Raw genomic sequence first — 26,766 nt, forward strand, 5'->3', positions numbered from 1 at the left:
GGCGCACAGAACGCGCCGCATATCGGACTAAGTTTTATTCAAATTTGTCTTCACCAACACGATTTGACGAAGAGCCTGAATTATTCAGTGACGATGTTATCCACTTGGATAAGTGTTTCGTCCCCTTTTTCTGCTGCGTTCAACAATTGTTGTGCATAGATCACGAAGCTGTGGAAGCTGTGTGTCGCACCAGAAACAACATCCATATCAGCAACTGAACCATCTTCAGCATTTACTGCTGTCACGAATGCTTCGTTGAAGTTTGGAATAAATTCTTCTGGGTTTGTACCAGATTTTGCTTTCATGTTTTCGTTGTATTCCGCATCATCTTTTTTAGATTTGCCATCTTCGTTAACATAGTCATAGTTAGATTCAGACACTTTGCCGTCTTTGACAGTGATTGAGAATGCTACACGGTAGCCATTTGAATAGTTCTTTTCTTCTAAGCTATACGTACCATCTTTCAAGTCTGCACCGTTGTCGATCTCGATTGTATCTGTGTTGCCTGCTTGAGCAGCTTGGATCAATTGTTGTGCATAGTTTTGGAATGAATCGAATGAGTGTGTCGCACCAGAAACAACTTCAATTGCTGAAGGGCTTTGTGCCGCAACCAATTCTTCATTGAATTTAGGAATAAATTCTTCTGGACTGATTCCTGCTTTGGCTTTCATGTTTTCGTTGTATTCCGCATTTTTTGTTTTTGATTCGCCGTCTGCATTGATGTTGTCATATTTAGATTCAGTGATTTTGCCATCTTTAACAGTGATTTCAAAAACTACGCGGTAATCGTTTGAATAATTTTTTTCTTCTAATTTATATGTGCCATCTTGCAATGGTGCTCCTGCGACTACTTTCGCTTCTGATTCAGAAGTTGCTGTTGCTGATTCGCTGCTAGCGACTTGTGAAGTACTTTCTTTTGTTGACGAAGAAGCTGACGTGTTGTTGTCAGATCCACAACCTGCTAATACTAACGCTGAGAATGAAAATACCGCCATACCTACCATTAATTTCTTTGCTTTCATAATGCTCCACCTTTTACTAATTATTTTCCCACAAAAAAAGTTTGTGATTCATCTAACATTTTAAAGTAAATTAGAAATATGTCAACCGCTTCCCTATGGCTTTTGTGAATATTTTTGAACTTTTTTTGATTTTCGCAAATTTTCACGAATTTCATGAAATATCGTATTTTCCTATCAGAAAAGTTAGACAAACGATGGATTTCTATATATAATAGGAACGATTGTGTATTTATTATCATAGATTATTTTTTTTAAGGAGAGATTTGCAATGGCAAAGAAAAGCATTGTCGTTGTCGGTGCAGGCTATGCCGGTGTTTCAGCAACCAAGTACATGGCAAAAAAATTGAAAAAAGACAATGATGTAGAAATAACATTGATCGATCGTCACTCTTATCACACCATGATGACCGAACTGCACGAGGTTGCCGGGGGACGTGTCGAGCCGACCGCAATCCAATATGACTTGCAACGTTTGTTTTCACGTAAGAAAAATGTTCGCTTAGTAACCGACACGGTAACTGCTATCGATAAAGAAAAGAAAGTCGTACAAACAAAACAAGGCAGCTATTCCTTTGATTACTTGATCTTAGGTATGGGTGGCGAACCAAATGACTTCGGCACTCCAGGAGTAAAAGAACACGGATTTACTCTATGGTCATTTGAAGATTCTGTTCGCATTCGTGAACACATCGAAAAAACTGTTGCTAAAGCAGCAATCGAGCCTGATGCAGCACTTCGTAAAGCAATGTTGACTTTCGTTGTCTGCGGTTCTGGCTTTACCGGTATTGAAATGATCGGTGAACTGATCGACTGGAAAGAGCGTTTGGCTGAAGACTACAAATTGGATCCAAGCGAAATCACTTTGAAAGTGGTCGAAGCAATGCCTACGATCCTTAACATGTTGGATCGTAACGATGCTGCCAAAGCAGAACGCTACTTGAAACAAAAAAATGTCGAATTAGTTCTGAACGCACCAATCGTTGAAGTGGCTGAAGATCACATCAAATTAAAAGATGGTTCAACGATCCCAACTTATACACTGATTTGGACAGCTGGTGTGAAAGGAACGAGCGACGCTGCAGACTTTGGTCTAGAAACTGCTCGCGGTTTCCGCCTTGTTGCTAACGAATATATGGAAGCAAAAGGTTATGAAGACAAAAATATCTATATCATTGGTGACTTGGTCTTCTATGAAGAATTTCCAAATACACCAACACCACAAATCGTTCAAGCCGCTGAACAAACTGGTCATACAGCTGCATCAAATATCGTCGCAGCGATCAAAGGTGGCGAAAAACACAAATTTAAAGGAAATTACCAAGGATTCATGGTATCGATTGGCGCTAAATGGGGCGTAGCCAACTTATTCAATAAGATTCACCTTAGCGGTTTCTTAGCAATCATTATGAAACATATCGTCAACTTGAAATACTTCTTTGACATTCGTTCTGGCTACTACATGTTCCAATACTTGATGCATGAAATCTTCCATATCAAAGATGATCGGACAGTGGCGCGTGGTCATACTTCACGTTACGGAAACGTTCTTTGGAGTGTTCCACTGCGAATCTTCTACGGTCTGGTATGGTTCGTTGAAGCTTTCAAGAAAATTCTAGGTACAAATGGTGAAGTCTTTAAGCCAGGAACTTGGTTTGGCGAAGGTTCTTGGTTCCAAGGAAACAGCGTATTCCCTTGGACTTGGGAATATCAAACTGTTGCTGATGCAGCAAGCGGCGCGAGTGAAGCAGCTGACGCTGCCAGTGCGGCAAGCGGTGCAGGCGATGCTGCCGGCGCAGTAGCAACCCAAGCAGCTCACTTTGGTTTAAGTTATGCCTACGGCGAACAACCAATGGTCGTGATCGAAAAATCACCAGATTGGTTTACAAAAGTGATGCAATTTATTATGCCTAACAACGATGTAGCAATGTTCTTCCAAAAATTCATGGTCTTCTTTGAAATTGCTTTAGCTTTAGCATTGATGGCTGGTTTGTTTACTTGGTTAGTGAATGCAACGACAATCGTTTTAGTCTTGACATTCTGTATGTCAGGTATGTTCTATTGGGTTAACATTTGGTTCATCCCAGTAGCCTTTGCATTAATGAACGGTTCTGGCCGTGCCGTTGGTTTGGATCGTTGGGTGATCCCATGGTTACAACGTACACTTGGTAAATGGTGGTACGGTACACCGCGTTCCTTATACGGTAAAAAATAATCGCTTTATAAACGAGACTGAGGCAGCCTGATCCTTTGATCAATGTCTCAGTCTCTTTCCAAGTTAAGCACTTTTTTTATCTACTAGAAAAACCTTCTCTTAAAAGTAGTAGAAAACCAGCGGATTATGCTAGAATGAGACACAGAACTTCAAAGGAGTCTTTCTGATGAAAGTAAAAGAATTTATCCGTCGTGCCCACCTGAAGCCTTGGGACGGGGTCATCATTCTGGTACTGATACTTAGCTCGTTTTTACCAATTTTGATTTTTGGGCAATCACAAAGTACCCCTACTGCCGCCAAACAAGCTGTTTTGCGAGTTGATGGCAAGGAGATCAAAGAGTTTGATTTGATCGAAGGACAAGATAGCTACACGTATCGATACGAAGATCCAGATGGTGATTACAATCTCATTGAAATCTCTGGTGACCGCATCCGCATCAAAGAAGCTGACTGTGGCGATCAAATTTGCGTCCGCCGCGGCTGGGCCTCAAAAAATGGCGAAACAATCGTATGTTTGCCACATAAATTAGTGATCGAAGTTCGTGCAACAGATGGGAGTGAGACAGACGATCTAATCTACTGATCGTGATACTATGAGTCGTTTACAGAAAATCATTTTCATCTCATTATTAGTTGCTCAAGGAGTCGTTATCGGTTTGATTGAAAATATGATTCCGTATCCTTTTGCCTTTGCTCCCGGAGCTAAATTAGGTTTAGCCAATCTGATCACGATCATTGCTTTGTTCACTATGCCTAAACGAGACAGTTTTTTGCTGATATGGCTACGTTTAATCTTAACTACACTCTTAGGCGGAACTGTTTCAACATTCTTATATAGTATGAGTGGTTCACTTTTGAGCTATTTCGGTATGTTGCTAGTAAAACAACTAGGACCTAAGCGCGTCAGCATTATCGGGATCAGTGCAGCTGGTGGTTTTTTACACAATGTTGGCCAATTGGTCACAGCTTCTTGGATTGCTCAATCCTGGAGTGTCATGCTTTACCTACCCGTTCTCGCATTTTTCGGTATTCTATCAGGGATCGCCATCGGCATCGCCGCCAACTATCTTTTGCAAAGAGTAGACACATTACGGCGATTTCAGCTTGATTATGAACGGCAAACCAATGTCAAGTGGCGTTCTGATTCAAAATAAAGGAGTCATTTATGAAACTTCATCCAATGTGGCAAGCATATCCTGCGTTGCAAAACGATTTATCTGAATCGCTGCAATTAATGGAACAATCCTTGAAACTAAAAAATAAAGCAGTAGAACAAGCGATATTAGCGATGATCCATTCTGGCGGCAAGATGCTCCGCCCGGCCTATCAGTTGTTGTTCTCTGAATTCGGAGAAGAGAAAGATTCTCAAAAAGCAGTAGCACTATCCGCAGCGATCGAAATGCTCCATACTGCTTCACTGATTCATGATGATATTGTTGATCAAGCCGATACTCGGCGAAGCTTGCCTACTATCCGTGCACAATTCGGTAATGATGTCGCCGTTTACGCGGGTGATTATCTCTTTGTATGCTGTTTTAAACTACTGGCGGATTACGCTGGTTCTCTCAAAAGTCTGCAAATCAATTCTCGCAGCATGGAAACAATTTTAGCTGGAGAATTAGGACAAATGAGCAAACGCTACGACCTGAATGTGACGATTGAGGACTATCTGGAAAACATTTCTGGTAAAACAGCTGAACTGTTTGCTCTAAGCTGCTTTATCGGGGCTTATGAAAGTGGGGCTTCTCTACGTTTAGCCAATCAGGCAAAAACGATTGGTCAATCCATCGGGTTAGCATTTCAAATCATGGACGATATCCTTGATTACAGCCAAAGCGAAAGTGCCTTGGGTAAGCCTGTCCTTGAAGATGTCAAGCAGGGGGTCTACTCACTGCCGTTGTTGTTGGCACTGAAAAAAGAGCGGGCAGTGCTAACACCATTACTGGAGAAAAAAGCCGAGATGACCGATCAGGAAGCGCAGCAAGTCTACCAAATCGTTCACAACAGCCATAGCGTTGAAGAAGCACATCAATTAGCTGCTCGTTATACAAAAAAAGCCCTGCAAGGAATCAAGAAATTACCTGATCCTGGAAAAAATACCAAAGACTATTTGTATCAGATCACAAACCAAATCCTAGCTCGCACAAATTGAGTGGTTTTTCTATAAATAATAGTTTGATAAGTGATTTAGAGGTAGCTGCTTTCAACTAGCTGTCTTTCAGACAAAAAAGAACGATCTCCGATTGATTAGACGACACGTCTTCTATAATCGGAGATCGTTCTTTTTCTTTACTTCACTTTCTCTTGACTGTTTATCGCATTGTAACGAACTCTTCTGCTCCAGTCGGATGGATTGCAACGGTATTGTCGAAATCTGCCTTAGTTGCTCCCATTTTGATGGCGACGGCGAATCCTTGCAGCATTTCATCAACACCAATTCCAATACCGTGTAGACCAATGATCTTCTCTTCTTTTCCTAAACAAACAAGTTTCATTTCACATTTTTGACGATAGTCATTCAATGCAAAGTACATTGGTGTAAAGCGTGAATGATATACTTTGATTTCTTCTTCGCCATATTTTGCGATTGCAGCTTCTTCTGAAAGACCGATCGTTGCAATTGGTGGGTGCGTAAAAATGACTGTCGGCACCAGATCATAATCTAAATGTGCCTCAGTTTGACCATTGAACAATCGTTCAGACAAGCGACGACCCGCTGCAATCGCTACTGGCGTCAACTCTAATTTGCCGATCACATCTCCAACTGCAAAGATCGATTCAGCAGTCGTATTTTGGTACTTATCAACAATGACAAAGCCTTTTTCATCTAGAGAGACATCTGTATTTTCCAAACCAAGGTGTTGGGTATTGGGCACTCGTCCCCCAGCAAACAATACACAGTCCCCCGTCAGTGTTTGACCATTTTCAAAGAAAACCGTATATTGTCCATCACGTTCTTCGATCCTTTCAGCTACATAGCCGGAATAAAGGTCCATTCCTGCTTCTCGATAAATTTCTACTAAATTATCAGTTAACATATGATCAAACGCCCGTAATGGACGTTCTTTACGATAAGCCCAAGAAACGTGACTGCCAAATTGCTGACTCATTCCGCTAAGTTCTGCCGCAATGTACCCTGCTCCTAAGACGATCATTTCTTTAGGCACTTCTTCTAAGGCAAAAAAGCCATTGGAATCAATCGCATGTTCACCACCAGGAATCGACATGACACTAGGTTTTCCTCCTGTAGCAATTAAGATCTTTGGCGCTCTGTATTCTTGTCCATCGACCGTCACAGTATGGTTATCCACAAACTGTGCATAACCGTGGATAACTTCTACTCTGTTGCTATCTAAGCCTTTTTGATATGCTGTGTGTAAAAAATCAATATATTTTTCACGGTTATCCACAAGTTGCTTGAAATCAAATTTATCCACATGTGGATAAATACCATAGCTCGTGGCATCACGCTTAATCATTTCTAACATTTCACTTGCTTGCCACATCACTTTTTTGGGTACACAGCCCACATTGACACAAGTACCCCCCAGCTCATTGCCTTCAATCAATAAAACTTTGGCTCCATGCATTCCTGCACGGTTAGCAGAAGCAATCCCGCCACTGCCACCGCCAATCACTATGTAATCATACTCTTGCATTATTGGTCTCCTCCTTAGGAACAACTTCATTTTGGTGTATATCGAAGGATTTTTCAAATCTTACAAAAAAAATGCGACAGAAAGCACCGAGTCAATGATAAAGGGAGAGGAACATAACATGTACGAAATTCAAACTCGCTTTTAGCACAGTGCGCTACCCCTCGAATCTCATTATTTTTCCTTTATCAGCCTTGGATACTTCTGTCACAGTTTTTATTTTTTCTTCCGGATCATGTCGCCAACCTGAACAGGTTCAGCGACGGGCATCGTTAGAAGCATCATCGGATTTGGCGCGCGATCGATCGATTCACCGTCTTCATTATACATGACTTCCACCTTTTGATGGAAATGATGGAATCCAGGTCCATAAAACTCGATCTCGTCCCCCACCGAAAACAAATTCCGCTGCCGGATCGTGGCCATCTTTGTTGCGTCATCATAGGCCATGACTTCCCCGATAAACTTGTATTGCGGGATTTTACGCCGAGGACCAAATAATTGCTCATTTTCACTCGGTGTATGGTAATAAAATCCGGTAGCTAGTTCTCTTTGCGCTACCTTCCATAATTCATCAATCCACTCTTGTTTGCAGACATAGTTCTCTGGATCTTCCATATAACTGTCAACTGCCGCTTTGTACACATTCGCAACAGTTGAAACATAGTGGATCGATTTCATCCGTCCTTCGATCTTAAAACTATCGACGCCGTTTTCAATCAAGTCAGGAATATGTTCGATCATGGACATGTCGACTGCACTCATTGAGAATTCTTCTTCGATCGTTCCATTCTTTGTCAAACTCTTTCTTTCTTGTGCAAAAGGCATATCAAAAAGATCATATTTCCAACGACAAGATTGTGAGCAACCACCACGATTGGCATCTCGCATCGACATGTGATTGGACAATGTACAACGTCCAGAATAAGAGATACACATCGCCCCATGAATAAAAGCTTCAATCTCCACACTCGTATTTTTGCGGATTTCGGCGACTTCTTCCATGGATACTTCTCGAGCCAAGACAACTCGCTCAAGCCCTTCTTCTCGCCAAAATTCTAGCGTTTCATAATTTGTCGCGGAAGCTTGCGTTGAAAGATGGATCGGCAATCCTGGTGCTTCTGTCGCACAGATCTCGATCAAAGCAGGATCAGACACGATCACCGCCGAAATTCCCACATCCCGCAATTGACGGAAAAATTCCCCAGCTCCTTCTTGATTGCCTTCATGGGTGACCATATTTGCTGCTACATATACTTTAGCATTATGAGCTTTAGCAAATGCAACCCCTTCAGCCATCTCTTCATAGGTAAAGTTTCCGGCACGACTGCGTAAGCCATAGGCGTTGCCGCCTATATAAACAGCATCCGCCCCGTAATGAATGGCTGTTTTTAATTTTTCTAATGTACCGGCTGGTGCCAATACTTCTGGCCGTTTCAATTTTTGTTTGACTGTCATTTCCATTGCTCCTTACTTGATATCCTCTGGATTGATCGCATAAAAACCGGTATCTAACCCCCGTTGAGCTGGATGTAGCTGACGTACTTGTTCACTCAAGCTAGCTGCTTGTTCAGCAGTCCATGTGCCTTCAGTAAGCAACTGCTTCGCCTGTGCAAAACAAGCTACGATCGAGACAAACGCTGTCCCTGGAGTAAATAAACCGTCTAACTTCCAAGTCTGGTACCCCGTTTCAAAAAGAGACTGCAATTCATTCATCAAATTGATGTCATTATTGGCGAAAATATGTGTGCCATGACTGTCTTCATAAATCGAGTAGTGGGTATCCTCCTTCTTGGGTTCTGATAAAAATAAACCTCGCTCACGAGATTTTTCATCTTCCTGTTGCGTATAATTATAATAATTTTGAAGCAATGGACGTTTCGACTGATGGATGCACGTTGCCCCATAGACAAGCACTTCCGCAGGAATCGTTAGCTGTGGTGCTAAAACTGTCATTTCTCCAAAGGGGACTTCTCTTGCTAAAACTGCTCCAATCGCCCCTTTTTGCCCCCAAAAATTGATTTGTCTAGCACTGGTGACCAGCGTCTCTCCATCGTATACAAACGGCAATGCCAATTCCGGATTCTTTTTCATACGATAAATGATTCCTGGATCGCCGATAGAAATTTTATCAACATGGTTGGCCTTCAAAAAAGCCAAGTATTCTGGAACTAGCGTCATTTTTTGCGGGTGCATGATGCCATTGACTGCCGCCATCGCTTGTTTTCCTTCTGCTTGCGCTAAGCGGATCAATTCGCTTTGTTCCTCTCGTGAGAAAGATGTCGGCAAACGCAAACCGAAAGTTTCTTCTCCGAAAAAAATAGTATCTACATAAGGTAAGAGCTGTTTTGCTTGTTCGATCGACTCCACCGTTGCGATAATCTCAACCATGATATTCCTCCTCTATAACTCACTAATAGTATCACAGGCAACACGGCTTTCCAAGACTTCCTTTTGAACTTTTTTCACTAAAAAAAGGAATACTCAGCGATGAGAACTGGTAATACAACTTTAACACTCTTTTAAATTTGTGAACTTTATGAGTTTTTATCTCCAGTTCAATTGTTCGAATTCCAACAAATACTATTTGCCCACAAAAAAACTATCCAAGCAGCAAACGATGGTTCAGCCTGCATTCTGCTGACCATCAGTCGTTTGCTAGTTAGATAGTTTTATTTTTCTTTATGAGCTTATACTTGTTGAAGAATACGAGATTGGCCTTCTCTTACATTCAATGTAATTGAGCCTTTCGATGCCCCAATCGTCACCCGGTCACCTAAATGGATTTGTCCCGACAATAGTGCCTCGCTTAAGCGGTCTTCGACCTCTTTTTGCAATGCTCGACGAATTGGGCGAGCCCCATATTCTGGATCAAAACCAGCTTTACCGATGACATCAATCGCTGCAGATGTGATCTTCAGTTGAATGTCTTGATCACTGAGACGTTTGATGATCGCTTTACTCATGATTTTAACGATTTCATGAATTTCATCTTCACCTAATGAACGGAAGACAACTGTTTCATCCACCCGATTCAAGAACTCAGGACGGAATGCTTTCTTGAGCTCTTCCAGAATCCGTTTTTGCATCGCTTGATGGTCTTTGCTAAGATCCACCACATTGAAACCTACATTCTTTTCTTCACGAATCTGTTGTGCGCCGATATTTGAGGTCATAATCAGGATTGTATTACGGAAATCGACTTTCCGCCCTTTGGCATCTGTCAAATGACCATCATCAAGGACTTGTAAGAGAATATTGAAGACATCTGGATGAGCTTTTTCCACTTCATCTAGTAAAATCACTGAATAAGGTTTTGAACGAATCTTTTCAGTTAATTGTCCACCCTCATCGTAACCAACATAACCAGGAGGGGATCCAATCAAACGACTTGTACTGTATTTCTCCATAAACTCAGACATATCCACACGAACGAGTGAATCCTCACTGCCAAACATTGCTTCTGCCAAGGCTTTTGCCAGCTCTGTTTTTCCGACACCCGTAGGACCTAGGAACATGAATGAACCAATTGGACGATTCGGATCTTTTAGACCACTACGTGCTCGACGAATCGAACGTGCGACTGCTTTCACAGCTTCTTCTTGACCAACAACTCGCTGATGCAGGATTTTTTCTAGATCGAGAAGCCGTTCACTTTCTTTTTTCTCCATTTGCTGTAAAGGAACGCCCGTCCATTGCGACACGACTGCCGCAACATCTTCGCCAGTGACACTGTCTGCGTAGCCGGAAGCTTCTTTCACTTCCATGAATGCAACTTCAGTCAACTGCTGGGTCAATTTCTTCTCTTTGATGCGCAAACGAGCTGCAGCTTCAAAGTCTTGTTGGCGAATCGCTGCTTCTTTTTCTTCAATCAGATTGGCGATTTCATTTTGCAAATCGGCCAACTCAGAACTTTCGTCTGTTTTATCCAAGCGCACTTTTGCTGCCGATTCGTCCATCAAGTCAATGGCTTTGTCCGGCAACTGCCGTGAATTGATATAGCGTACCGACAATTGGACAGCGGCATGCAGGGCATCATCTGAAATCTCTACGCCGTGATGCTCTTCATAACGGGGACGTAATCCTCGTAAAATTTCTTCTGCTTCTTCTGGCGTTGGCTCATCCACTTGAACACGGGCAAACCGTCTTTCCAATGCAGAATCTTTTTCGATATACTTTTGATATTCATCTAAGGTCGTAGCACCAATTGTTTGTAATTCTCCGCGGGCTAATGCAGGTTTTAATATATTCGATGCATCGATAGCACCTTCCGCACCACCAGCACCAATCAGTGTATGCAGCTCATCAATAAATAAAATGATCTGTCCATCTTGGTAAATTTCGTCGATGATTTTCTTCATTCGATCTTCAAACTCACCGCGATATTTCGTGCCAGCTACTAAAGCACCCATATCTAACATCATTAAGCGTTTGTTCTGCATATCTTCTGGTACTTCACCGTGAATGATTTTTTGTGCCAATCCTTCAGCAATAGCTGTTTTACCAACCCCCGGTTCCCCTACTAAAACAGGGTTGTTTTTGGTCCGGCGGCTTAGGATTTGAATCAATCGTTTCACTTCTTTTGCTCGACCCACTACTGGATCTAAGCGTTTATCTCTTGCCAATTTTGTTAAATCTCGAGCTAGTGAGTCCAGCGTCGGCGTTCCTTGTGCTTTTCCTTGAGGACGACGACGACCCGCACCACCGGCATTTTTTGTGTCATTGATACCCATTTTTTTCTTTAATAACTGCCGCATTTTAGCCAAACTCAAACCTAAGTTCAACATGATTCTTGAGGCTAAAATATCTTCATCCCGAAGCAATCCTAACAAAAGATGCTCTGTGCCGATTTGAAGAGCGCCTAAACGCTTAGCTTCATCTCCAGCGTAAGCAAATGTTTGCTTCGCTCGTGGGGAATAGGCTAGATAGGCATTCTCTGGATATTGGCGAACAGTTCCGTAACCTGTTAAATGCTCGATTTCTTCGCGAATATCATTTTCAGTGATATTCATTTCCCGTAACGTTTTGCCGGCAATGCCATTTTGTTCAATGACTAAGGCAAGCAAGATGTGTTCTGAACCTACGGACTGATGTTTAAAGTACTTTGCTTCTTCCTGTGCGATCGTCAGCACAGCTTTCGCTCGTTGTGTAAATAGTTCATCCATCTCATTCACTTCCTGTCTTCATAACTTAAACGTTCTAAAATTGCATGGAGCAAGTCTGCTCGTGTTCGATTTTCATAAGGAGAACGTCCTAATACTGACTTCGCAATGACGGTCAACAATAAATTGCCCTCACGCTTCGACAGGATTCCTTCCTCATAAAGTTTTTGGATTATTGCATAAGCATCTTTTTCCGAGATGGTTTCATCAAATAATTGATTCATTTCTTCAAGGTAGTGGTGGTTATCCGTGATCTTTACTTTTTCGATACGGATATATCCTCCGCCTCCACGTTTGCTTTCAACAGTATACCCTCTTTGAATAGTGAAACGGGTATTGATCACATAATTTATTTGTGAAGGCACACAATTGAATAAATTCGCCATTTCAGCTCGGCGAATCTCGATTGTTTCGCTGTCTTCAAGAATTTTCTTCAAATATGCCTCAATCAAATCGGAAGTGTTATGATGATTCAATTCATTCCCTCCCTTGACTAATTCTGACCTTCATTATACCCAATTTTTGAAAACTTGAAAAGATGTACGCCTAGAGATGCGGAATTACTAAAAGAAACTTAAACAGCTAGCTCTTTTTTCGCATCACAAAAAAACTATCCGCATCTTCAAGTGGTTACTTCTACAGTCTTTGGTTGCCATCTCACTGCGACCTATAGAGTAAACTTAAAAATCATTCGGATAGTTTTTTCAGCTATTGATTAATCTTCAGAGCTCGTTGAACTCGTACTTGTTGATTCACTGCTAGCGGAGGATTCACTCGTAGAGGACTCTGGTTTTGGTCCTTTAGAAATAGTAACATTTACTGAAGAACCAACAGCCACCGAAGTCCCTTCACCTGGCGAAACATCTGTGACTTCTCCAGCCGGAACAGAATCATTGTAGCCTGATTCTTCTTTGATCGAATATTTTAACCCAGCCTCATTTAGTGCTGCTACAGCATCATTTCGACTCTGTCCAATGATTCGTGGCACATTAACCATCTCTTGACCGCTGCTGACTGTCAGCGTGATAACAGTTTGAGAGGTAATGACTGATTCTCCTGCTCCTGGCGCTTGATTAATGACAGTCCCCACCGGTTCATCGCTTGGCGCTGATTGTTCATAAATATTTTCGGTTGGAACTCCTTTTGAGGTCAATGCCGCCCGTACATCTTCGATTCGCTGACCATAATAGTCTTCCATTGCAAACGATTCAGGTCCCGTGCTGACTACAAAAGTAATGTCATCCTCTTTCGGAGAAACTTTCTCGCCGACATCTGGTGATTGGCTAATGATCAGACCTTCTCCGATAGCATCACTGGATTTGGTCTCTTCTTTGATTTGGTCTTCTGAAAAACCTAACTTGATCAACTCGGCTTTTACATCTTCAAAATTTTTCTCTTCATAGTTTTTTAAGGTGATTTTTTCAGTCCCTGAGCTGATATACAAAGTGATCTCGCTATTTTTTTTGACTTCGGTTCCTTCTTGTGGATCCGTTTTAACGACATTGCCTTCTTCAATCTCATCGTCAGCAATTTCTTCGGTTTCATCAGCAACTTTTAATCCTGCTGCTTCCAGCTTTTCTCGAGCAACGGTCTCTGTGTCTCCGCTGACTTTAGGGATCTCAACATCGCCGCGCCCTCCGCCAAAAACAAAATAGCCGCCAATGACCAGCAGCGCTGCAATAACTAGTATTGGCAGGATCAGCCACCATTTCTTCCGCTTCTTCTTTGGTTTTTCTTGTTTCTGGTCTGCGGTCTCTTCTACTTCTGGCTCCGTCACTGCCGGTTCTGCAGGCTGTTCAGCTATCATTTCATCGGTAATAGGGGTCAGCGCTCGAGTTTCATCGTTTAGCGCATGTGGCTCCCACCTTGGTTCATTCAAGCGCTCAGGTGACAGGGCTGTTGAAAGATCTTCTCGCATTTCATCAGCGGTCTTATAACGATCGGCTTGCTCTTTCGCTGTTGCCTTTAATACGACATTCTCTAATGATTGAGGAACATTTTTATCATAGATACGAATAGAAGGGATCTCATCTTGAAAATGTTTTAAGGCAATTGTGACAGCGGACTCACCATCAAAAGGAACTTTCCCCGTCAGCATTTCATATAGGATGATTCCAATCGCATAGATATCAGATTGGTTAGTAGCCATACTTCCCCGTGCTTGCTCTGGCGATAAGTAGTGCACAGAGCCTAACATCGAGTTGGTTTGGGTGATCGATGTTTCCGATAAAGCAATCGCGATCCCGAAATCCGTGATCTTAACGACGCCTTCTTCATTGATCAGAATGTTTTGTGGTTTCAAGTCCCGATGAATGATTCGATGTTGGTGAGCCAATGCCACTGCTGACAAAATTTGTTGCACGATATCGACAATCTGTAGATAAGGAACTGGGTAATGGGTTTGAATATATCGCTTCAAGTCCATGCCTTTGACATATTCCATCACCAAAAACTGCATCCCATCTTCTTCGCCTACATCATACACTGTTACGATATTGGGATGAACCAACTCTGTGGCAGCCAATGCTTCACGCTGAAAGCGGCGAATCGCATTTTTATCATTTTGGAAGTCAAATCGCAATACTTTGACGGCAACTTCTCGATCAAGAATCAAATCATGAGCCAGAAATACATTTGCCATGCCGCCACTGCCGATATTGCCAATGATTTTATAGCGGCCATTTAACTTTTTCCCTATTTCAATCATGGGCAGTTCCTCCAACTTTGATCAGTAACACTGTGATATTATCGACTCCGCCTTGTTGATTGGCTGCATCGATCAACTGCTGAACCGCTTCTTTAAGGGACGACGCGCCTTCAATGATGGCTGCGATCTTTTCATCTGCCAACATGTTTGTCAGTCCGTCTGAGCAAAGAAGCAAGTAATCACTTTCAGCAAAATAATGAATCGCTACATCTACTTCTACTGTATTAGGCATTCCAACAGAACGAGTCAAAACATTTTTGCGTGGATGGTTCAGTGCCATTTCAGCAGTAATTTGGCCAGATTTCACCAATTCATTGACAAGAGAATGGTCTTCAGTAATTTGTATCAACTCATGATCCCGCAAAATATAGGCGCGGCTGTCGCCAACATTCGCAATCGTAAATTGATCCTCAAAGAGTGCTACAGCAATGATCGTTGTTCCCATGCCATTCAGCGCCTCATCCTCGATGCCTTTTTCATAGATCGAGACACTTTCTGCCTGGATTTTTTGGATCAGCCATTGAGCAGCCTTTTCACTATCTGTCAATTCTGTTTTTTCCCAAGCGGTTCCCAAGCCACTCACAGCCTGACGACTCGCTACATCACCTGCCCGATGTCCTCCCATCCCATCAGCTAAGATCGCCAATGGGATACTTTTTTTGTTGACATACACAGCAGCAAAGTCTTGGTTCGTATTCCGACGTTTACCAACATCTGTTTGAAAATGGATTTCCAACTTCTTTTCACCTCATTACTTTTTGCGAAGGCAGCTTATGAAAAAGCCATCTGTCATAAAATCTTGCGGATAAATCGTTAGCATCTGATCATTGATATTCGCAGCAATATCAGCATTTACCGATACATCGATTCGTTCGAATTCTGGATGATCCGCTAAGAATGCCTCCACTACTGCCTGATTTTCTTCTAGCATTATAGTGCATGTACTGTAGATCATTATACCCGAATTTTTTAGCGTTGGGGCGGCACTTTCTAAAATCGCTAACTGAATTTCGGGTAAACGCTCTAGATCAGCTGCCTGCTTGTTGTATTTGATGTCTGGTTTACGACGCATCAATCCTAGACCGGAGCAAGGAGCATCCACTAAGATTCGATCAAACTGTTGTTCCTCAAAATGTTGAGCGACTTCCCTTGCATCCATCACTTCCGCTTGAACCACCTCTGAGACCGCAAGTCTTTCAGCATTTTCAGTGATCAATTTAACTTTATGAGGATGAATATCCAATGCAGTGACTTTCCCACCTGCTTCTGCAGATAGAAAGGACGCGATATGGGTTGTTTTACCTCCAGGCGCTGCACAAGCATCCAATACTTGGTGCTCTGGTGCAATGTGCAGTGCCGGTGCTACTAACATCGAACTTTCATCTTGTATTGTCAATAATCCGTCATGATATAAAGAAGAGCCGGCTAAAAATCCTTTATCAGCCACAATCCCATATGGAGATAGTTGGCTTTCTCGAGCTTCGATTCCTTCTTCCTGTAGTTGAAGGATGGCTTCGTTGCGAGTAATTCTTTGTAGATCAAGGCGTCCACTAGCATGGCTAGGTACTAGTAAAGACAGCCCTAACTCCCGGGTTTTATCGCTGCCGATCTGCGCTACGAATCTTTCAGTTAGCCATAATGGCATACTGATTTCTATAGCTAACCGCTCCAAGGGATCTTTGATTTGATCAAGTGCCGGCACACCCTCTCTTTGAATCGTACGCAACACGCCGTTAACAAATTTTCCGATCCCTGGATTTCCTTTTGCTTTCGCGATTTCCACGGCCTCATTTAAAATAGCATGATTAGGTACTTTGTCCAAGTACAGCATTTGGTAAAGAGAAAGACGCAATAATGATCTGACCCATGGATCGACTTTTTTTGCATTCTTGATAAAGTTCGCTAAATAATAATCCAATAGCAGCTGCCGACTAATGGTTCCATAGACCATTTCTGTCAATAAACGTCCATCTTTATCATTTAAACGGCCTTGATTCATCAGTTCTCTCAATAATAAGTTCGAATAGGCACCGCCTCTTTCGATACGAACTAAGGCCTCTAATGCAACAAAGCGAACAGTATATTGGATTTTTCCTATTTTACGCTTCATGAGTACCAACCTTATCACCTAGTTGAATGTGTTGCCCAGTGCCATTTAGAAAAGCCGCAATGGATTGACGACCTTTTCCAGCTGGTTGTAGCTCTTCTAAAGCTAAAACTGTCTGTTGACCACAAGCGATCCATAGCGCCTTTTTCGTTCGTTGTATGATGGTTCCTGGCGCGGCATCTGTTGTTTCATCGACTACTGCTACTGACCAAATCTTCCAACGGCTCCCTTGGTAAGTCGTGAAAGCAATTGGCCACGGTCGCATCCCTCGGACCTGATTGTCGATCTCCTGTGCTGTCTTTGTCCAATCAATTGCTTCTTGTTCTTGCGTAATATTGGGGGAGAATGTTGCCTGCTCTTCAGCTTGAGGCATTGGTTTCAGTTCTCCTGATAGGATCTTAGGTAATGTTTTCAGCAGTAATTCTTTACCCAATAAACTTAATTTCTCAAACATAGTCCCCACATCGTCTTGATTAGTGATCGGCAGTTTAGCTTGAGAAAAAATACCCCCAGCATCCATTTTTTTAATCATTTCCATGATGGTGACACCTGTTTCCGGTTCGCCTTCCATGATGGCATAGTGCACTGGGGCACCACCCCGATACTTTGGTAATAAGGAGGCATGGACATTGATCGCTCCAAATTTTGGTACTTGCAACAGCTTTTCCGGTAAAAATTGGCCAAAGGCCGCAGTGACTAAAATGTCTGGTGCTAATTCTTTGATCGTTTCCATTTCAGGTGAACCGCTGATTTTTTCTGGTTGCAAAACCAACAATTGGTGCTTCAATGCTGCTTCTTTGACAGGCGTTGGCGTGATTACTCGTTTTCGACCTACGGGCCGATCCGGTTGGGTCACTACCGCTGCAATTTCATAGCCTTCTGCCAGCAATCCTTCTAAGATTGGTACAGAAAACGCGGGGGTTCCCATAAAGACAACTTTAGTCATTTTCGTGTTCCTCCATATATTGTTCTAGTTCAGATTCTGGGATCTTATCGATCATTTTATCAATAAATAAGACACCATTCAGATGATCAATCTCATGCTGGATAGCCCGAGCCAAGTAGCCAAAAGCTTGAACCTCCATTTCTTCTCCTTCACGGTCAAAGTAGCGAACCGTAATCTCATCTGCTCGCTTGACCGTACCATAGGTATGAGGAATACTCAAGCACCCTTCTACATCAACAGATTCTCCTGATGACTCGATGATTTCTGGATTAATCAGTTCGAAACGATCCTCTTCATCTACTTCAACGATTGCCACTTGCAGGTTTTTACCAATCTGAGGGGCCGCAATACCTACGCCGTCATGCGCCACCATTGTTTCATACATGTCTTCTAGTAGTTGTACCAGCTCATCTGTAATCATAGATACCGGTTTTGGTTTTCGACGAAGCTGATCGTCGGGATGAATAATAATCGGATAGCGCATAATATCTCCTTTAAATAAAATTCAACGGTTCTTGGTCAATGGAAACATAGAGTCCTTTTCGCTGATCGATCTGACTTTGTTCCAATAACCGGGTCAACAGTTCAGGCAAATGTGGTTCATTTTTGTATTTAATAATCAGTTGGTAGTAATAGCGATTTTTGACACGCATGATCGCGCTAGGTGCCGGTCCAAGCAAAATACTTTGACCCGATAATTCTTTTTGTACTTCTTGGTAAATGGCAAACATCTTTTGGGCAGCTGCCTGCTCTTCGAGATGACTGCAGGTAATTTTTACCGTGTAGTAATAAGGGGGATATCCGCTTTGATGCCGAACCCACATTTCTTGTTGGTAAAAAGCTTCATAGTTTTGGGTTTGTGCTAGCTGAATCGCATAGTGTTCCGGATTAAATGTCTGAATGATTACTTCGCCGGCTTTCTCCGCCCGGCCAGCTCGGCCGCTTACTTGCGTCAGCAATTGAAATGTTCGTTCACTAGAACGAAAATCTGGCAGATTCAATGCTGTGTCAGCATTTAAGACCCCTACCAATGTAATATCCGGAAAGTCTAACCCTTTGGCAATCATTTGTGTTCCTAGTAAAATGTCTGCTTTCTTTTCGCCAAATAAAGTAAGTATTTTTTCATGTGCTCCTTTTTTGCGGGTAGTATCCACATCCATCCGCAATACCCGTGCTTCTGGAAATCTAGCAATTAGTTCTTCTTCAACTTTCTGCGTACCTGTTCCATAGTAACGGATCTTATCTGCATGACAACTAGGACAGCGGTGAGGGATCTTTTCTTCATGCCCGCAATAATGACAGCGCATCGTCTTGGTATCCATATGAAGCGTCAAAGAAATATCACAGTTCGGACAAGGCAGAACATACCCGCAATTACGACACATAACAAAAGAAGAATACCCGCGTCTATTCAGCAGCAAAACGATTTGTTCTTGTATATCTAAGCGATCTTGAATTTTTTCCTGTAATTGGCGAGAAAAGGTCTGGTAGTTTTTGTTGGCAAATTCTTCCCGCATATCTACTACATTGATCTGCGGCAAACGAGCACTGAGTTTTGCTCGTTGATTCAAACGCAACAATTGATAAACGCCTTTTTGCGCCCGAGCCCGTGACTCGAGAGAGGGAGTGGCACTCCCCAAAACAACAGGACAATGATGATATCCTCCGCGCCATATCGCTAAATCACGCGCATGATATCTTGGTGCCTCCTCCTGCTTATAGCTTGCTTCATGTTCCTCATCGACAATAATGACGCCAATGTTTTTTAAAGGAGCAAAAATAGCTGAACGTGCGCCGACTACTACTTGGGCTTCTCCCCGTTCAATTTTTCGCCATTCATCATATTTTTCCCCTTGTGACAGTCCACTGTGAAGCACAGCCACAGCGTTACCTAAGCGGCTCTTGAATCGTTCCACCATTTGTGGGGTTAAAGCAATCTCTGGCACCAGCATAATGGCAGTCTTTTTTTGTTCCAACAGCTCAGCGATCGTTTGAAGATAGACTTCTGTCTTCCCACTGCCAGTGATGCCTTCTAAAAGAAAGGTTTGTGCTTCTTGTCTTTTTGCTGCTGACAGAATTTTTGAAACCGCATCGGTTTGTTCTTCGTTCAATGCTAATGCTGCAGTTTGGGGAAATGATCGATCTTTGAAGGGGTCCCGATATGTCTCAACCTCATGAAATTCAAGCCAGCCTAATGCTTGCCCTTGATTCAAGACAGCTGTCGAAATGCCTGCTTCTGCAAAAAATGAAACAGGAAGCTGATCAGATTCTTGTAAGACTGTCAATAGTTGTTGTTGCCGTTTAGCCCCTTTCCTGATTTGCTTCATTGCCTCTGGAATTGCTTCTGGAGAGATCAGGCGTTTCACCATACGGATTTTCTTGGCTTTATTTTTATTTTTTACCACATATTGCAATTCAACGACTGCTTCTTCACGCAATACTTTCAATTGCGACAATAATCCCGCTTCCTCAGCAGCTTGCCAGCTCAGGCTATTCGTCTCAGGAAAATGCGCTTTTATTGGGTGCGTATCATCCAATAAAAGAATATTCTTCTGGTATTCTGCTTTCATCACACTAGGCAACATGGTCTGCAAGCAGGTAATCTTAAAAGCAAATGTCGTTTTTTTCATGTAATCAGCTAACTGTAATAATTCTTCATTCACCACAGGAGAAAGATCCAGCAAGCGAAGAATAGGTTTCAATGGTTGACCTGGCGGTGTATCCGTCAATCCTACGATAAAGCCTTGGATATGCCGATCCCCATTACCAAATGGCACTTCGACTCGCATGCCAGTCTCTGCTACAGCGCGCAAATATTCAGGTATTTCATATGTAAAAGGTTGATCTGTCTGCATCGTTGGTACATCCACGATCACTTCTGCTGCATAGGTCATCTTCTCTCCTCCTCCAGGCTTTATTTTACTAAAATGACAGACATTTGTCTGTAAACCTTACGAAAATTTAACGGCTATCGACTCAAAAGAAAAAGCCAGAACACGCATTGTGCTCTAGCTTTTTTAATTGTCTACAGATTCTGTTCGTCACGAATCCGGGCTTCCAGTTCTTTTTGCTCTTGGTCTTTTTGCGCTTTGCGCTCTTCTTGTTCCATTTTCAAGCGAGCACGTTTGATTTCTGGATGCGGATCATTAACAACAAGCTCTGCTTCGATTTCTTCCAATGCTTGTCCTACGCTTTTCACCGAATCAAATTGTTCCAATGTTGCTTGGGCGCCTGCATCTAGTTCATGCGCGCGTTTGCTGGCTAAAATCACAAGGGAATACTTTGAGTTCACACGATCCAATAATGAATCGATTGAAGGTTTTAACATCATTCGTTTTACAGCTCCTCTAACATTTTGATATACTTGCCGATTACTCGATCAACGCGAAAATGTTCACTTGATATAATTTCTCGAATCCGTTGTACTGCTTTAGATACTTCATCATTTACGACTGCGTAGTCATATAAAGCCATCATTTCGATTTCTTCTCTGGCAACACGCATTCGTTCATCGATCACTTCAGCAGAATCTGTCCCCCTGCCAGTGATACGTGAGCGTAGCTCTGCTAAATCAGGTGGGGTAAGAAAAATAAAGACCCCATCAGGCACTTTTTCTTTGACTTGTTTAGCTCCTTGAACTTCGATTTCCAAGAAAACATCTTTCCCTTGGTCCAATGTTTTTTGAACATAAGACAACGGGGTGCCGTAGTAATTGCCAACGTATTCTGCATATTCCAACATTTCGCCTGCTTCGATCAAGGCTTCAAATTCCTCACGGGTGCGGAAATAATAATCAACGCCTTCGATCTCACCTTCACGCTTGTTGCGTGTTGTCATCGAAACAGAATATTGAAAATCGTTGTCATCACTTTCAAAAATTGCTTTTCGCACAGTGCCCTTGCCTACACCGGAAGGTCCTGATAAAACTATTAGTAATCCTCGCTCTGACATAATGACGTCCTTTCACTGACTTTTGCTTAACGTCTATTTTGCACTTTTTTTCAGCAACTTTCAAGAACTACTTTATTATAATGGGAAATTCATGAAATTACTACTCATCTCTCCTACTTTTAGAACCCCATGTTGCTTAGCGTATTGATCACACCTGCCAACTCATCTTTTGTCGTGATAGCTTTCTCCGTAGGATCTTCTACTTCCTGGCAATCAATCCGAACGATATACCGACGATTCAACGATACCGCATTTCCATTGACCAAAATTTGCAAGAACTCTTGATCAATCGCGACACAAGCATCTTGCCAAGCATCAAAGTTTGCTTTATCTGATGGGACGCTCCGCTTGATGACGTTTTTTCCGCTTAATTCATGAAAAGTAATATCATAGTATTTCATTGTTGATCACTCCTATTCGATATTTTGGACTTGTTCTCTTATTTTTTCAATAATCGTCTTCATCTGTACTACACTATTCTTGATTTCAATTGGGCTTGACTTGGAACCTATGGTATTTACTTCTCGGTTCATTTCTTGAATCAAAAAATCCAGCTCCCGGCCGATCGGCGATTTTGCCTCTAACAAAGTAGTCATAGAATCTAAATGAATCATCATTCGATCCAACTCTTCATGAATATCTCCCCGCTCCAACAGGATGGCCATCTCGGTCAACAAACGTTCTTGATCTACTTGCTCGCCTAAATATTCCGTCAGCTTTTTCTCAAAACGTTGGCGATGATCGGCTTCATAAACGGCAATAAACGTCTGTAATTCCATGATTTTACCAAGTAATTGCTGCTGATTTTCTTTTAACACTTGATAAATCCCTTGTCCTTCAATTTCACGGCTTTGATCGATAGCTGTTAGAGCCTGAGACAAAGCATCTAACACACCTTGCTCTAACTGGGTATCTTCTTGTTGTTTTTCTCGGATATCAAGAAATGCTTCATGGACGATTAATTTTTCCAAAAGATTTTTTTTCGACAGCTCTTTTATATCCAACCTTTGAGCAGCTTCTTCTTCGACCTGCTTCAAAAAAGGCACCAATAAATCCCATTGGACTATAACTTCTTTATGAGCCGCATTCTTTTCGTTCAATGTCAGATAAAGCTCCACCCGACCACGCTGTAATACTTTTTTGACTTCTTGTCGAATTAGTGCTTCCAAATCATTCAATTGTTTGGGCATGCGCAACTGCAAATCCATAAATCGCTGATTGACACTTTTAATCTCAATCTCTATTTGATAATCAGCTGTTTCTCCATTCCCTTTTCCAAAACCTGTCATGCTTTTCATTCATTTCTTCCTTTCACATAGAAAGCAGTGCTTTTTTCAATTCGGTGAATTCTTCATTTGATAACGTTACGCCTTTACCCATTTTTTCATGTCCTGGACTCCAGTCACGCAAGTCAAACTTAGGCGGGCGACCATTCCAGCTGACTAAATTAAGCTCTTTACGCCACCCTTTAGGATTTTCCGAAAGAACGGCGATCTCCTCTACGATCTCATAAGAAAAATTATCCATTGTGTTCCTCTCCTTTTAAAAAATAAGCCAGATAGGCTGACAGCACAGCCAATTCTGGATACCGCGCACGAATCTGCTGAAATGCCGGTGTTTCAATTTGTTGGGTTCGATAGAAAAACAAGAACCGTTTTTGTTCAGATAACAAAAAGAACTGTTCGCGATAGTAATACAACCATTCTGACACTGACCATACTTCTGTTTCTTTCGTTGGTTCTGCCATGATTTTCTCACGTATCGCTTGCAGGAAAGATTCCTTTGTATAAATGACGGTCGGTGTAAGATGTAGTAATCTGCCTATGCATTCAAAAAAGACGCGCCCACAAATTTCCAAGGGGACCTCTTGCTGATATAACTTACGCACTTTCTTCCAAAATTCCTTTTTTTTCATAAATGCGTACAATCGCGGTGCATCTTGTCGAAGCAAATGAACGAATGGCTTCCACGAATCGTTGAAGACCTCTTCATCAAAAGTATACCAATAGCCACTGAACTTGCCAAAGTATTTCATCGTTTCTAAATACCCAAGAGTCATGTTTTCTAGAGAACGTTTGGCATCAAAAATCAAAAAACTACCTAGAGTCCAAGGTGAAGCAATTTGAATCTGCGCAATTGATTCTGAGACCTGAACCTTCTTATTGATTCCAGGCCCTTGGACATCGACGGCAATGACTTCTGTAGCGCCTCGCTCAATGGCTACATCAATTGGCAGATTGTTGCGGTACCCTCCATCAATATAATAGATCCCATCAATCAATTGTGCCTGCATTGCTGGATAAAAAGACGCTGATGCTAGCAACCATTGCAAACTATAATCAATTTTGCTGGAATCAAACTGATAAACAACCTCTTTGAAATCCGGCAGACGAGTCGTACAAAGTAAGAGCTGGCTTTTGCTGGCATTAAATTTTTCTGCATCAAAAGTCGCTGCTAACAGCTGTGCTAATGGTTTTGTACTCGCACCATTGTCTTTAAGTGCTGTCTTTACGAGTGAGCGTAATTGCTCCATCATATCTAATAAGGTTTCTTTTTTAGCAGCAGCTTTTGGGTATTGGAGGACCTGTTCACTAGAAATATTCGTCCATAATTGCTCAGCAGCTTCAATATCGTCCATTAAAACCAATGCACCATTCAATGCACCAACTGACGTCCCCGCTACCCACTCAAATATGATTCCATGTTTTTTCAGCGCTTGCCATACGCCAATTTGATAGGCGCCATGGGCGCCTCCTCCACCTAGGACGAAAGCTGTATGGTAGTCCAGTTGCTTGTGGTACCCCTGTGTCACCCTACCATATCCACGTCCCACAAACCACTGATCCATGATGGGGTTTCTTGTCATTTCCCAAAGTATCTGGTCTACGAAACGGCTTCTAGCAAAACTCTCAGTCATCGAAACAAGTGTCTCCCAAGTAAATGCATCACTTGGCACCTGCAACAAATTCTGAATGGTCAGAAGCGGCCCTTCATGGACACAAGACAGATAGACTGTGCCGTGTTGACTCGTCAATCGCCACCCCTGTTCGTTGACCACTGATTGAAAAGCGGCTCGCGCCTCCGAATGACTAGAAAAAAAAGGGAAAACTAGTCGGCTTTGTTGAAACACATCTTGGGATACATATAAATCAGAAAAATAAATTTTTGTTGTCTTCATCCGACTCCTCCTCAAATGCAAAAAAGAAACCACGGATGATCAATGAAAATTTCTGACATCATTCGTGGTATTCTTATCATTTAAAAAGTCCGCTGTTCCATATTGAATGCGGCCCGCATCTCGTCTGTCGCATCAGCAACTGGTGTAACCGATTCAAGATCACCCTGAACCACACGTCTGGTTACTCCACCCATTTCACCACATGTAATTAATGTGATCATTTTTCTCCCTGCTACTTCATCCAATAAATAAACATCTGTTGGTTGAACCCGCACGGTTGAAGTTGCTGTATATGTATAAATATTTTCTAAATCCGTAATATAAATTGTTGCGCCAATAGCCACATCATCTAAAGGTGTGAACAAAAGGTCTGGCGACTGCGCACGATGGCTAGCTAGTGCATAATTTCCTTCGCCCATTTTTTGTGTTGGGCTAAGAGTTCCTGCTCCATATAGCAAAGCTTCATTCGATAACCCCTTAAAAATCGGCAAATTAATCGCTACGCTAGGTATCGCAACACCACCGATCACTGGTAATGTGCTGTTACTTAGTTGCGCTTTAAGAACTGCTTCTGAGCTGGCCGGTTCAACGGCATCAAAATCAAAAGTAGTATCTGCCTCCATATTTTTTTTGACATCGGCTCTAGAGATCTCGGAAACTGCGTAAGCATCTCCGTTGTGTTTGATCAGAAAATTTTTGATTTGATTATTAAAAATCAAAGCAAGACCAATCAATAACAAAAGGACCAAAAATAGATTCGAGAGCCAATGGAACAAAGTTCGTTTCTTTTTCATCGTTTTTCGTCTCCAATTTTTATTACTCCTATCATAACAAAATCATTGCAGAAGCGCCAATTTTGGATTTTTTTTAATAAAAAAGCAAAGTTTTTTGCTTCATAAAAAAACGTAATCTTAAAAATTGTTTTTTCCGTTATTTTGTAATATAACTTTAAACGAAAAGATACAAGCAATTTGATACACTTTATTGTAGAATGAACTTATTATCAGGGAGGGATTAATTGGCATGTCGAACACGATTTATGTACATATTGATACAACCAGCAATGCCGTTTCGACTCGCGGAGTGGATGCTCAAGATTTCAACAAGAGCATCGTTCACCAGCCAAAAAATCTGTTGTTGCTTGATCCCTCTAGTGAATTTGAGTCGCATACAGGGCTAAAGATTATCCGAGGCATTGAAGATGTCCACCTTTTCTTTCAACAACTCAACCGCGGACGGATCACAGAAGAAATCAAATGGATCGACTTTAATGATTTAGAAATGGTAAAGGAGCTAACACCGCTAGAAATTTCAGAATTGTTATATTTTGGGCATATGAAAACGCATCTTCATTCTCCGTTTTTCTACAAACTGCAAAACAACTTTGTTTATTTCGACCTCAAAGATCAGCGTTCCCGTGTTTACTACCGCTACCTGGAAGAATATTACCGAATTTTAGCTGACAAAATCACGCACATCGTTCTAGAAAAAATAAATGATCGACTTTCTTTCTTCAAAAAGCCTACTCCGGTCTCTAAACTTGATTTAAATCTTCTCAAAGACTTGCGGGGGGTCATGCAGGAAGGAATCATCTTATGTTTCCATCAAGAACAATTGGTCGATAAAACCTACACAATCCCGATTTACTTAGTCGAGGAATCTGGGCTCAAAAATAGTCACCTCTCTCTGAAAGAAGACTATCAAGTGGCAACGCTTCGCTACTTTGCAAATAAAAAAGAATGGCAGTTGGAATTGGATCAAGATGATCTAGCTTTTGGTTTTATCGATAAAAAATGACTTGCTCTCCTATTTTGATTTTGGAGAA

At 42.0% G+C, this 26,766-nt stretch carries 24 protein-coding genes; 5 read left to right on the forward strand and 19 right to left on the reverse strand.

Annotated elements, in window-relative coordinates; translation table 11 throughout:
- Nucleotides 1-80 precede the first annotated feature (80 nt).
- Complete coding sequence (pplA, locus tag AB5Z52_RS04780) at nt 81-1,022, reverse strand: extracellular electron transfer flavoprotein PplA (RefSeq protein WP_288551597.1); 942 nt, start codon at nt 1,020-1,022, stop codon at nt 81-83.
- 268 nt (nt 1,023-1,290) lie between these two features.
- On the opposite strand from pplA, the gene AB5Z52_RS04785 reads away from it, so the two are divergent.
- From AB5Z52_RS04785 to AB5Z52_RS04800, 4 genes are all read left to right on the forward strand, one after another.
- Nucleotides 1,291-3,234, forward strand: a complete 1,944-nt coding sequence (locus AB5Z52_RS04785; protein ID WP_003128862.1) for an NAD(P)/FAD-dependent oxidoreductase — start codon at nt 1,291-1,293, stop codon at nt 3,232-3,234.
- 166 nt (nt 3,235-3,400) lie between these two features.
- Nucleotides 3,401-3,817 carry a NusG domain II-containing protein gene (locus tag AB5Z52_RS04790; RefSeq protein WP_288551596.1) on the forward strand — a complete coding sequence of 139 codons (417 nt, stop codon included), beginning with the start codon at nt 3,401-3,403 and terminating at the stop codon, nt 3,815-3,817.
- A gap of 10 nt (nt 3,818-3,827) precedes the next feature.
- Nucleotides 3,828-4,388, forward strand: a complete 561-nt coding sequence (locus AB5Z52_RS04795; RefSeq protein WP_003128859.1) for a Gx transporter family protein — start codon at nt 3,828-3,830, stop codon at nt 4,386-4,388.
- 11 nt (nt 4,389-4,399) lie between these two features.
- A complete protein-coding gene (locus tag AB5Z52_RS04800; RefSeq protein WP_003128857.1) occupies nt 4,400-5,386 on the forward strand; it encodes a polyprenyl synthetase family protein in 987 nt (328 codons plus the stop codon).
- A gap of 160 nt (nt 5,387-5,546) precedes the next feature.
- Here the strand turns inward: AB5Z52_RS04800 and gor are convergent, their stop codons facing one another.
- The 18 genes from gor to AB5Z52_RS04890 form a co-directional block, all read right to left on the reverse strand.
- A complete protein-coding gene (gene gor, locus AB5Z52_RS04805) occupies nt 5,547-6,893 on the reverse strand; it encodes a glutathione-disulfide reductase (RefSeq protein WP_003128856.1) in 1,347 nt (448 codons plus the stop codon).
- Between the two features lie 213 nt (nt 6,894-7,106).
- Nucleotides 7,107-8,348, reverse strand: a complete 1,242-nt coding sequence (locus AB5Z52_RS04810) for a U32 family peptidase (RefSeq protein WP_005469760.1) — start codon at nt 8,346-8,348, stop codon at nt 7,107-7,109.
- A 12-nt stretch (nt 8,349-8,360) separates the two neighbouring features.
- Nucleotides 8,361-9,281: a peptidase U32 family protein gene (locus tag AB5Z52_RS04815; protein WP_003128854.1), complete on the reverse strand. Its 921-nt coding sequence runs from the start codon at nt 9,279-9,281 to the stop codon at nt 8,361-8,363.
- 299 nt (nt 9,282-9,580) lie between these two features.
- Nucleotides 9,581-12,055 (reverse strand): ATP-dependent Clp protease ATP-binding subunit, encoded by a 2,475-nt coding sequence (locus AB5Z52_RS04820; RefSeq protein ID WP_005469758.1) that lies wholly within the window; start codon nt 12,053-12,055, stop codon nt 9,581-9,583.
- A 5-nt stretch (nt 12,056-12,060) separates the two neighbouring features.
- Nucleotides 12,061-12,528 (reverse strand): CtsR family transcriptional regulator, encoded by a 468-nt coding sequence (locus tag AB5Z52_RS04825; RefSeq protein ID WP_003128852.1) that lies wholly within the window; start codon nt 12,526-12,528, stop codon nt 12,061-12,063.
- 239 nt (nt 12,529-12,767) lie between these two features.
- Nucleotides 12,768-14,759 carry a Stk1 family PASTA domain-containing Ser/Thr kinase gene (gene pknB / locus AB5Z52_RS04830; RefSeq protein ID WP_005469756.1) on the reverse strand — a complete coding sequence of 664 codons (1,992 nt, stop codon included), beginning with the start codon at nt 14,757-14,759 and terminating at the stop codon, nt 12,768-12,770.
- Nucleotides 14,752-15,495: a Stp1/IreP family PP2C-type Ser/Thr phosphatase gene (locus AB5Z52_RS04835; protein WP_117474768.1), complete on the reverse strand. Its 744-nt coding sequence runs from the start codon at nt 15,493-15,495 to the stop codon at nt 14,752-14,754. Before AB5Z52_RS04835 ends, pknB begins: the two co-directional genes overlap by 8 nt.
- A gap of 15 nt (nt 15,496-15,510) precedes the next feature.
- Nucleotides 15,511-16,869: a 16S rRNA (cytosine(967)-C(5))-methyltransferase RsmB gene (rsmB, locus tag AB5Z52_RS04840; RefSeq protein ID WP_005469754.1), complete on the reverse strand. Its 1,359-nt coding sequence runs from the start codon at nt 16,867-16,869 to the stop codon at nt 15,511-15,513.
- On the reverse strand, nt 16,859-17,812 hold the full coding sequence (fmt, locus tag AB5Z52_RS04845; protein WP_005469753.1) for a methionyl-tRNA formyltransferase: 954 nt from the start codon (nt 17,810-17,812) through the stop codon (nt 16,859-16,861). The genes rsmB and fmt overlap by 11 nt, the downstream gene beginning before the upstream one ends.
- Nucleotides 17,805-18,296 carry a peptide deformylase gene (def, locus tag AB5Z52_RS04850; RefSeq protein ID WP_003128845.1) on the reverse strand — a complete coding sequence of 164 codons (492 nt, stop codon included), beginning with the start codon at nt 18,294-18,296 and terminating at the stop codon, nt 17,805-17,807. Before def ends, fmt begins: the two co-directional genes overlap by 8 nt.
- A 10-nt stretch (nt 18,297-18,306) precedes the next feature.
- Nucleotides 18,307-20,706: a primosomal protein N' gene (gene priA, locus AB5Z52_RS04855; RefSeq protein ID WP_368243556.1), complete on the reverse strand. Its 2,400-nt coding sequence runs from the start codon at nt 20,704-20,706 to the stop codon at nt 18,307-18,309.
- Nucleotides 20,707-20,837: 131 nt separating this feature from the next.
- Nucleotides 20,838-21,143 (reverse strand): DNA-directed RNA polymerase subunit omega, encoded by a 306-nt coding sequence (gene rpoZ, locus AB5Z52_RS04860; RefSeq protein WP_005469752.1) that lies wholly within the window; start codon nt 21,141-21,143, stop codon nt 20,838-20,840.
- A gap of 5 nt (nt 21,144-21,148) precedes the next feature.
- Entirely contained in the window at nt 21,149-21,763 is a 615-nt protein-coding gene (gmk, locus tag AB5Z52_RS04865) for a guanylate kinase (RefSeq protein WP_003128842.1), read from the reverse strand.
- 119 nt (nt 21,764-21,882) lie between these two features.
- Entirely contained in the window at nt 21,883-22,164 is a 282-nt protein-coding gene (locus tag AB5Z52_RS04870) for a hypothetical protein (RefSeq protein ID WP_003128841.1), read from the reverse strand.
- A 12-nt stretch (nt 22,165-22,176) separates the two neighbouring features.
- A complete protein-coding gene (locus AB5Z52_RS04875) occupies nt 22,177-23,061 on the reverse strand; it encodes a YicC/YloC family endoribonuclease (RefSeq protein WP_003128840.1) in 885 nt (294 codons plus the stop codon).
- 13 nt (nt 23,062-23,074) lie between these two features.
- A complete protein-coding gene (locus tag AB5Z52_RS04880) occupies nt 23,075-23,290 on the reverse strand; it encodes a YdbC family protein (protein ID WP_368243554.1) in 216 nt (71 codons plus the stop codon).
- A complete protein-coding gene (locus AB5Z52_RS04885; protein WP_003128838.1) occupies nt 23,283-24,941 on the reverse strand; it encodes a patatin-like phospholipase family protein in 1,659 nt (552 codons plus the stop codon). The genes AB5Z52_RS04880 and AB5Z52_RS04885 overlap by 8 nt, the downstream gene beginning before the upstream one ends.
- Before the next feature lie 80 nt (nt 24,942-25,021).
- Nucleotides 25,022-25,735: a class A sortase gene (locus AB5Z52_RS04890; protein ID WP_003128837.1), complete on the reverse strand. Its 714-nt coding sequence runs from the start codon at nt 25,733-25,735 to the stop codon at nt 25,022-25,024.
- 229 nt (nt 25,736-25,964) lie between these two features.
- Between AB5Z52_RS04890 and AB5Z52_RS04895 the strand changes: the two genes are divergently transcribed.
- Complete coding sequence (locus AB5Z52_RS04895) at nt 25,965-26,738, forward strand: hypothetical protein (protein ID WP_368243552.1); 774 nt, start codon at nt 25,965-25,967, stop codon at nt 26,736-26,738.
- The last annotated feature ends 28 nt before the right edge of the window (nt 26,739-26,766 follow it).

This window comes from Enterococcus sp. RTP21361st1_A6_RTP21361_211029 (genome assembly GCF_040910045.1).
In the GTDB taxonomy this organism is placed as follows: Bacteria; Bacillota; Bacilli; order Lactobacillales; family Enterococcaceae; genus Enterococcus_D; species Enterococcus_D gallinarum.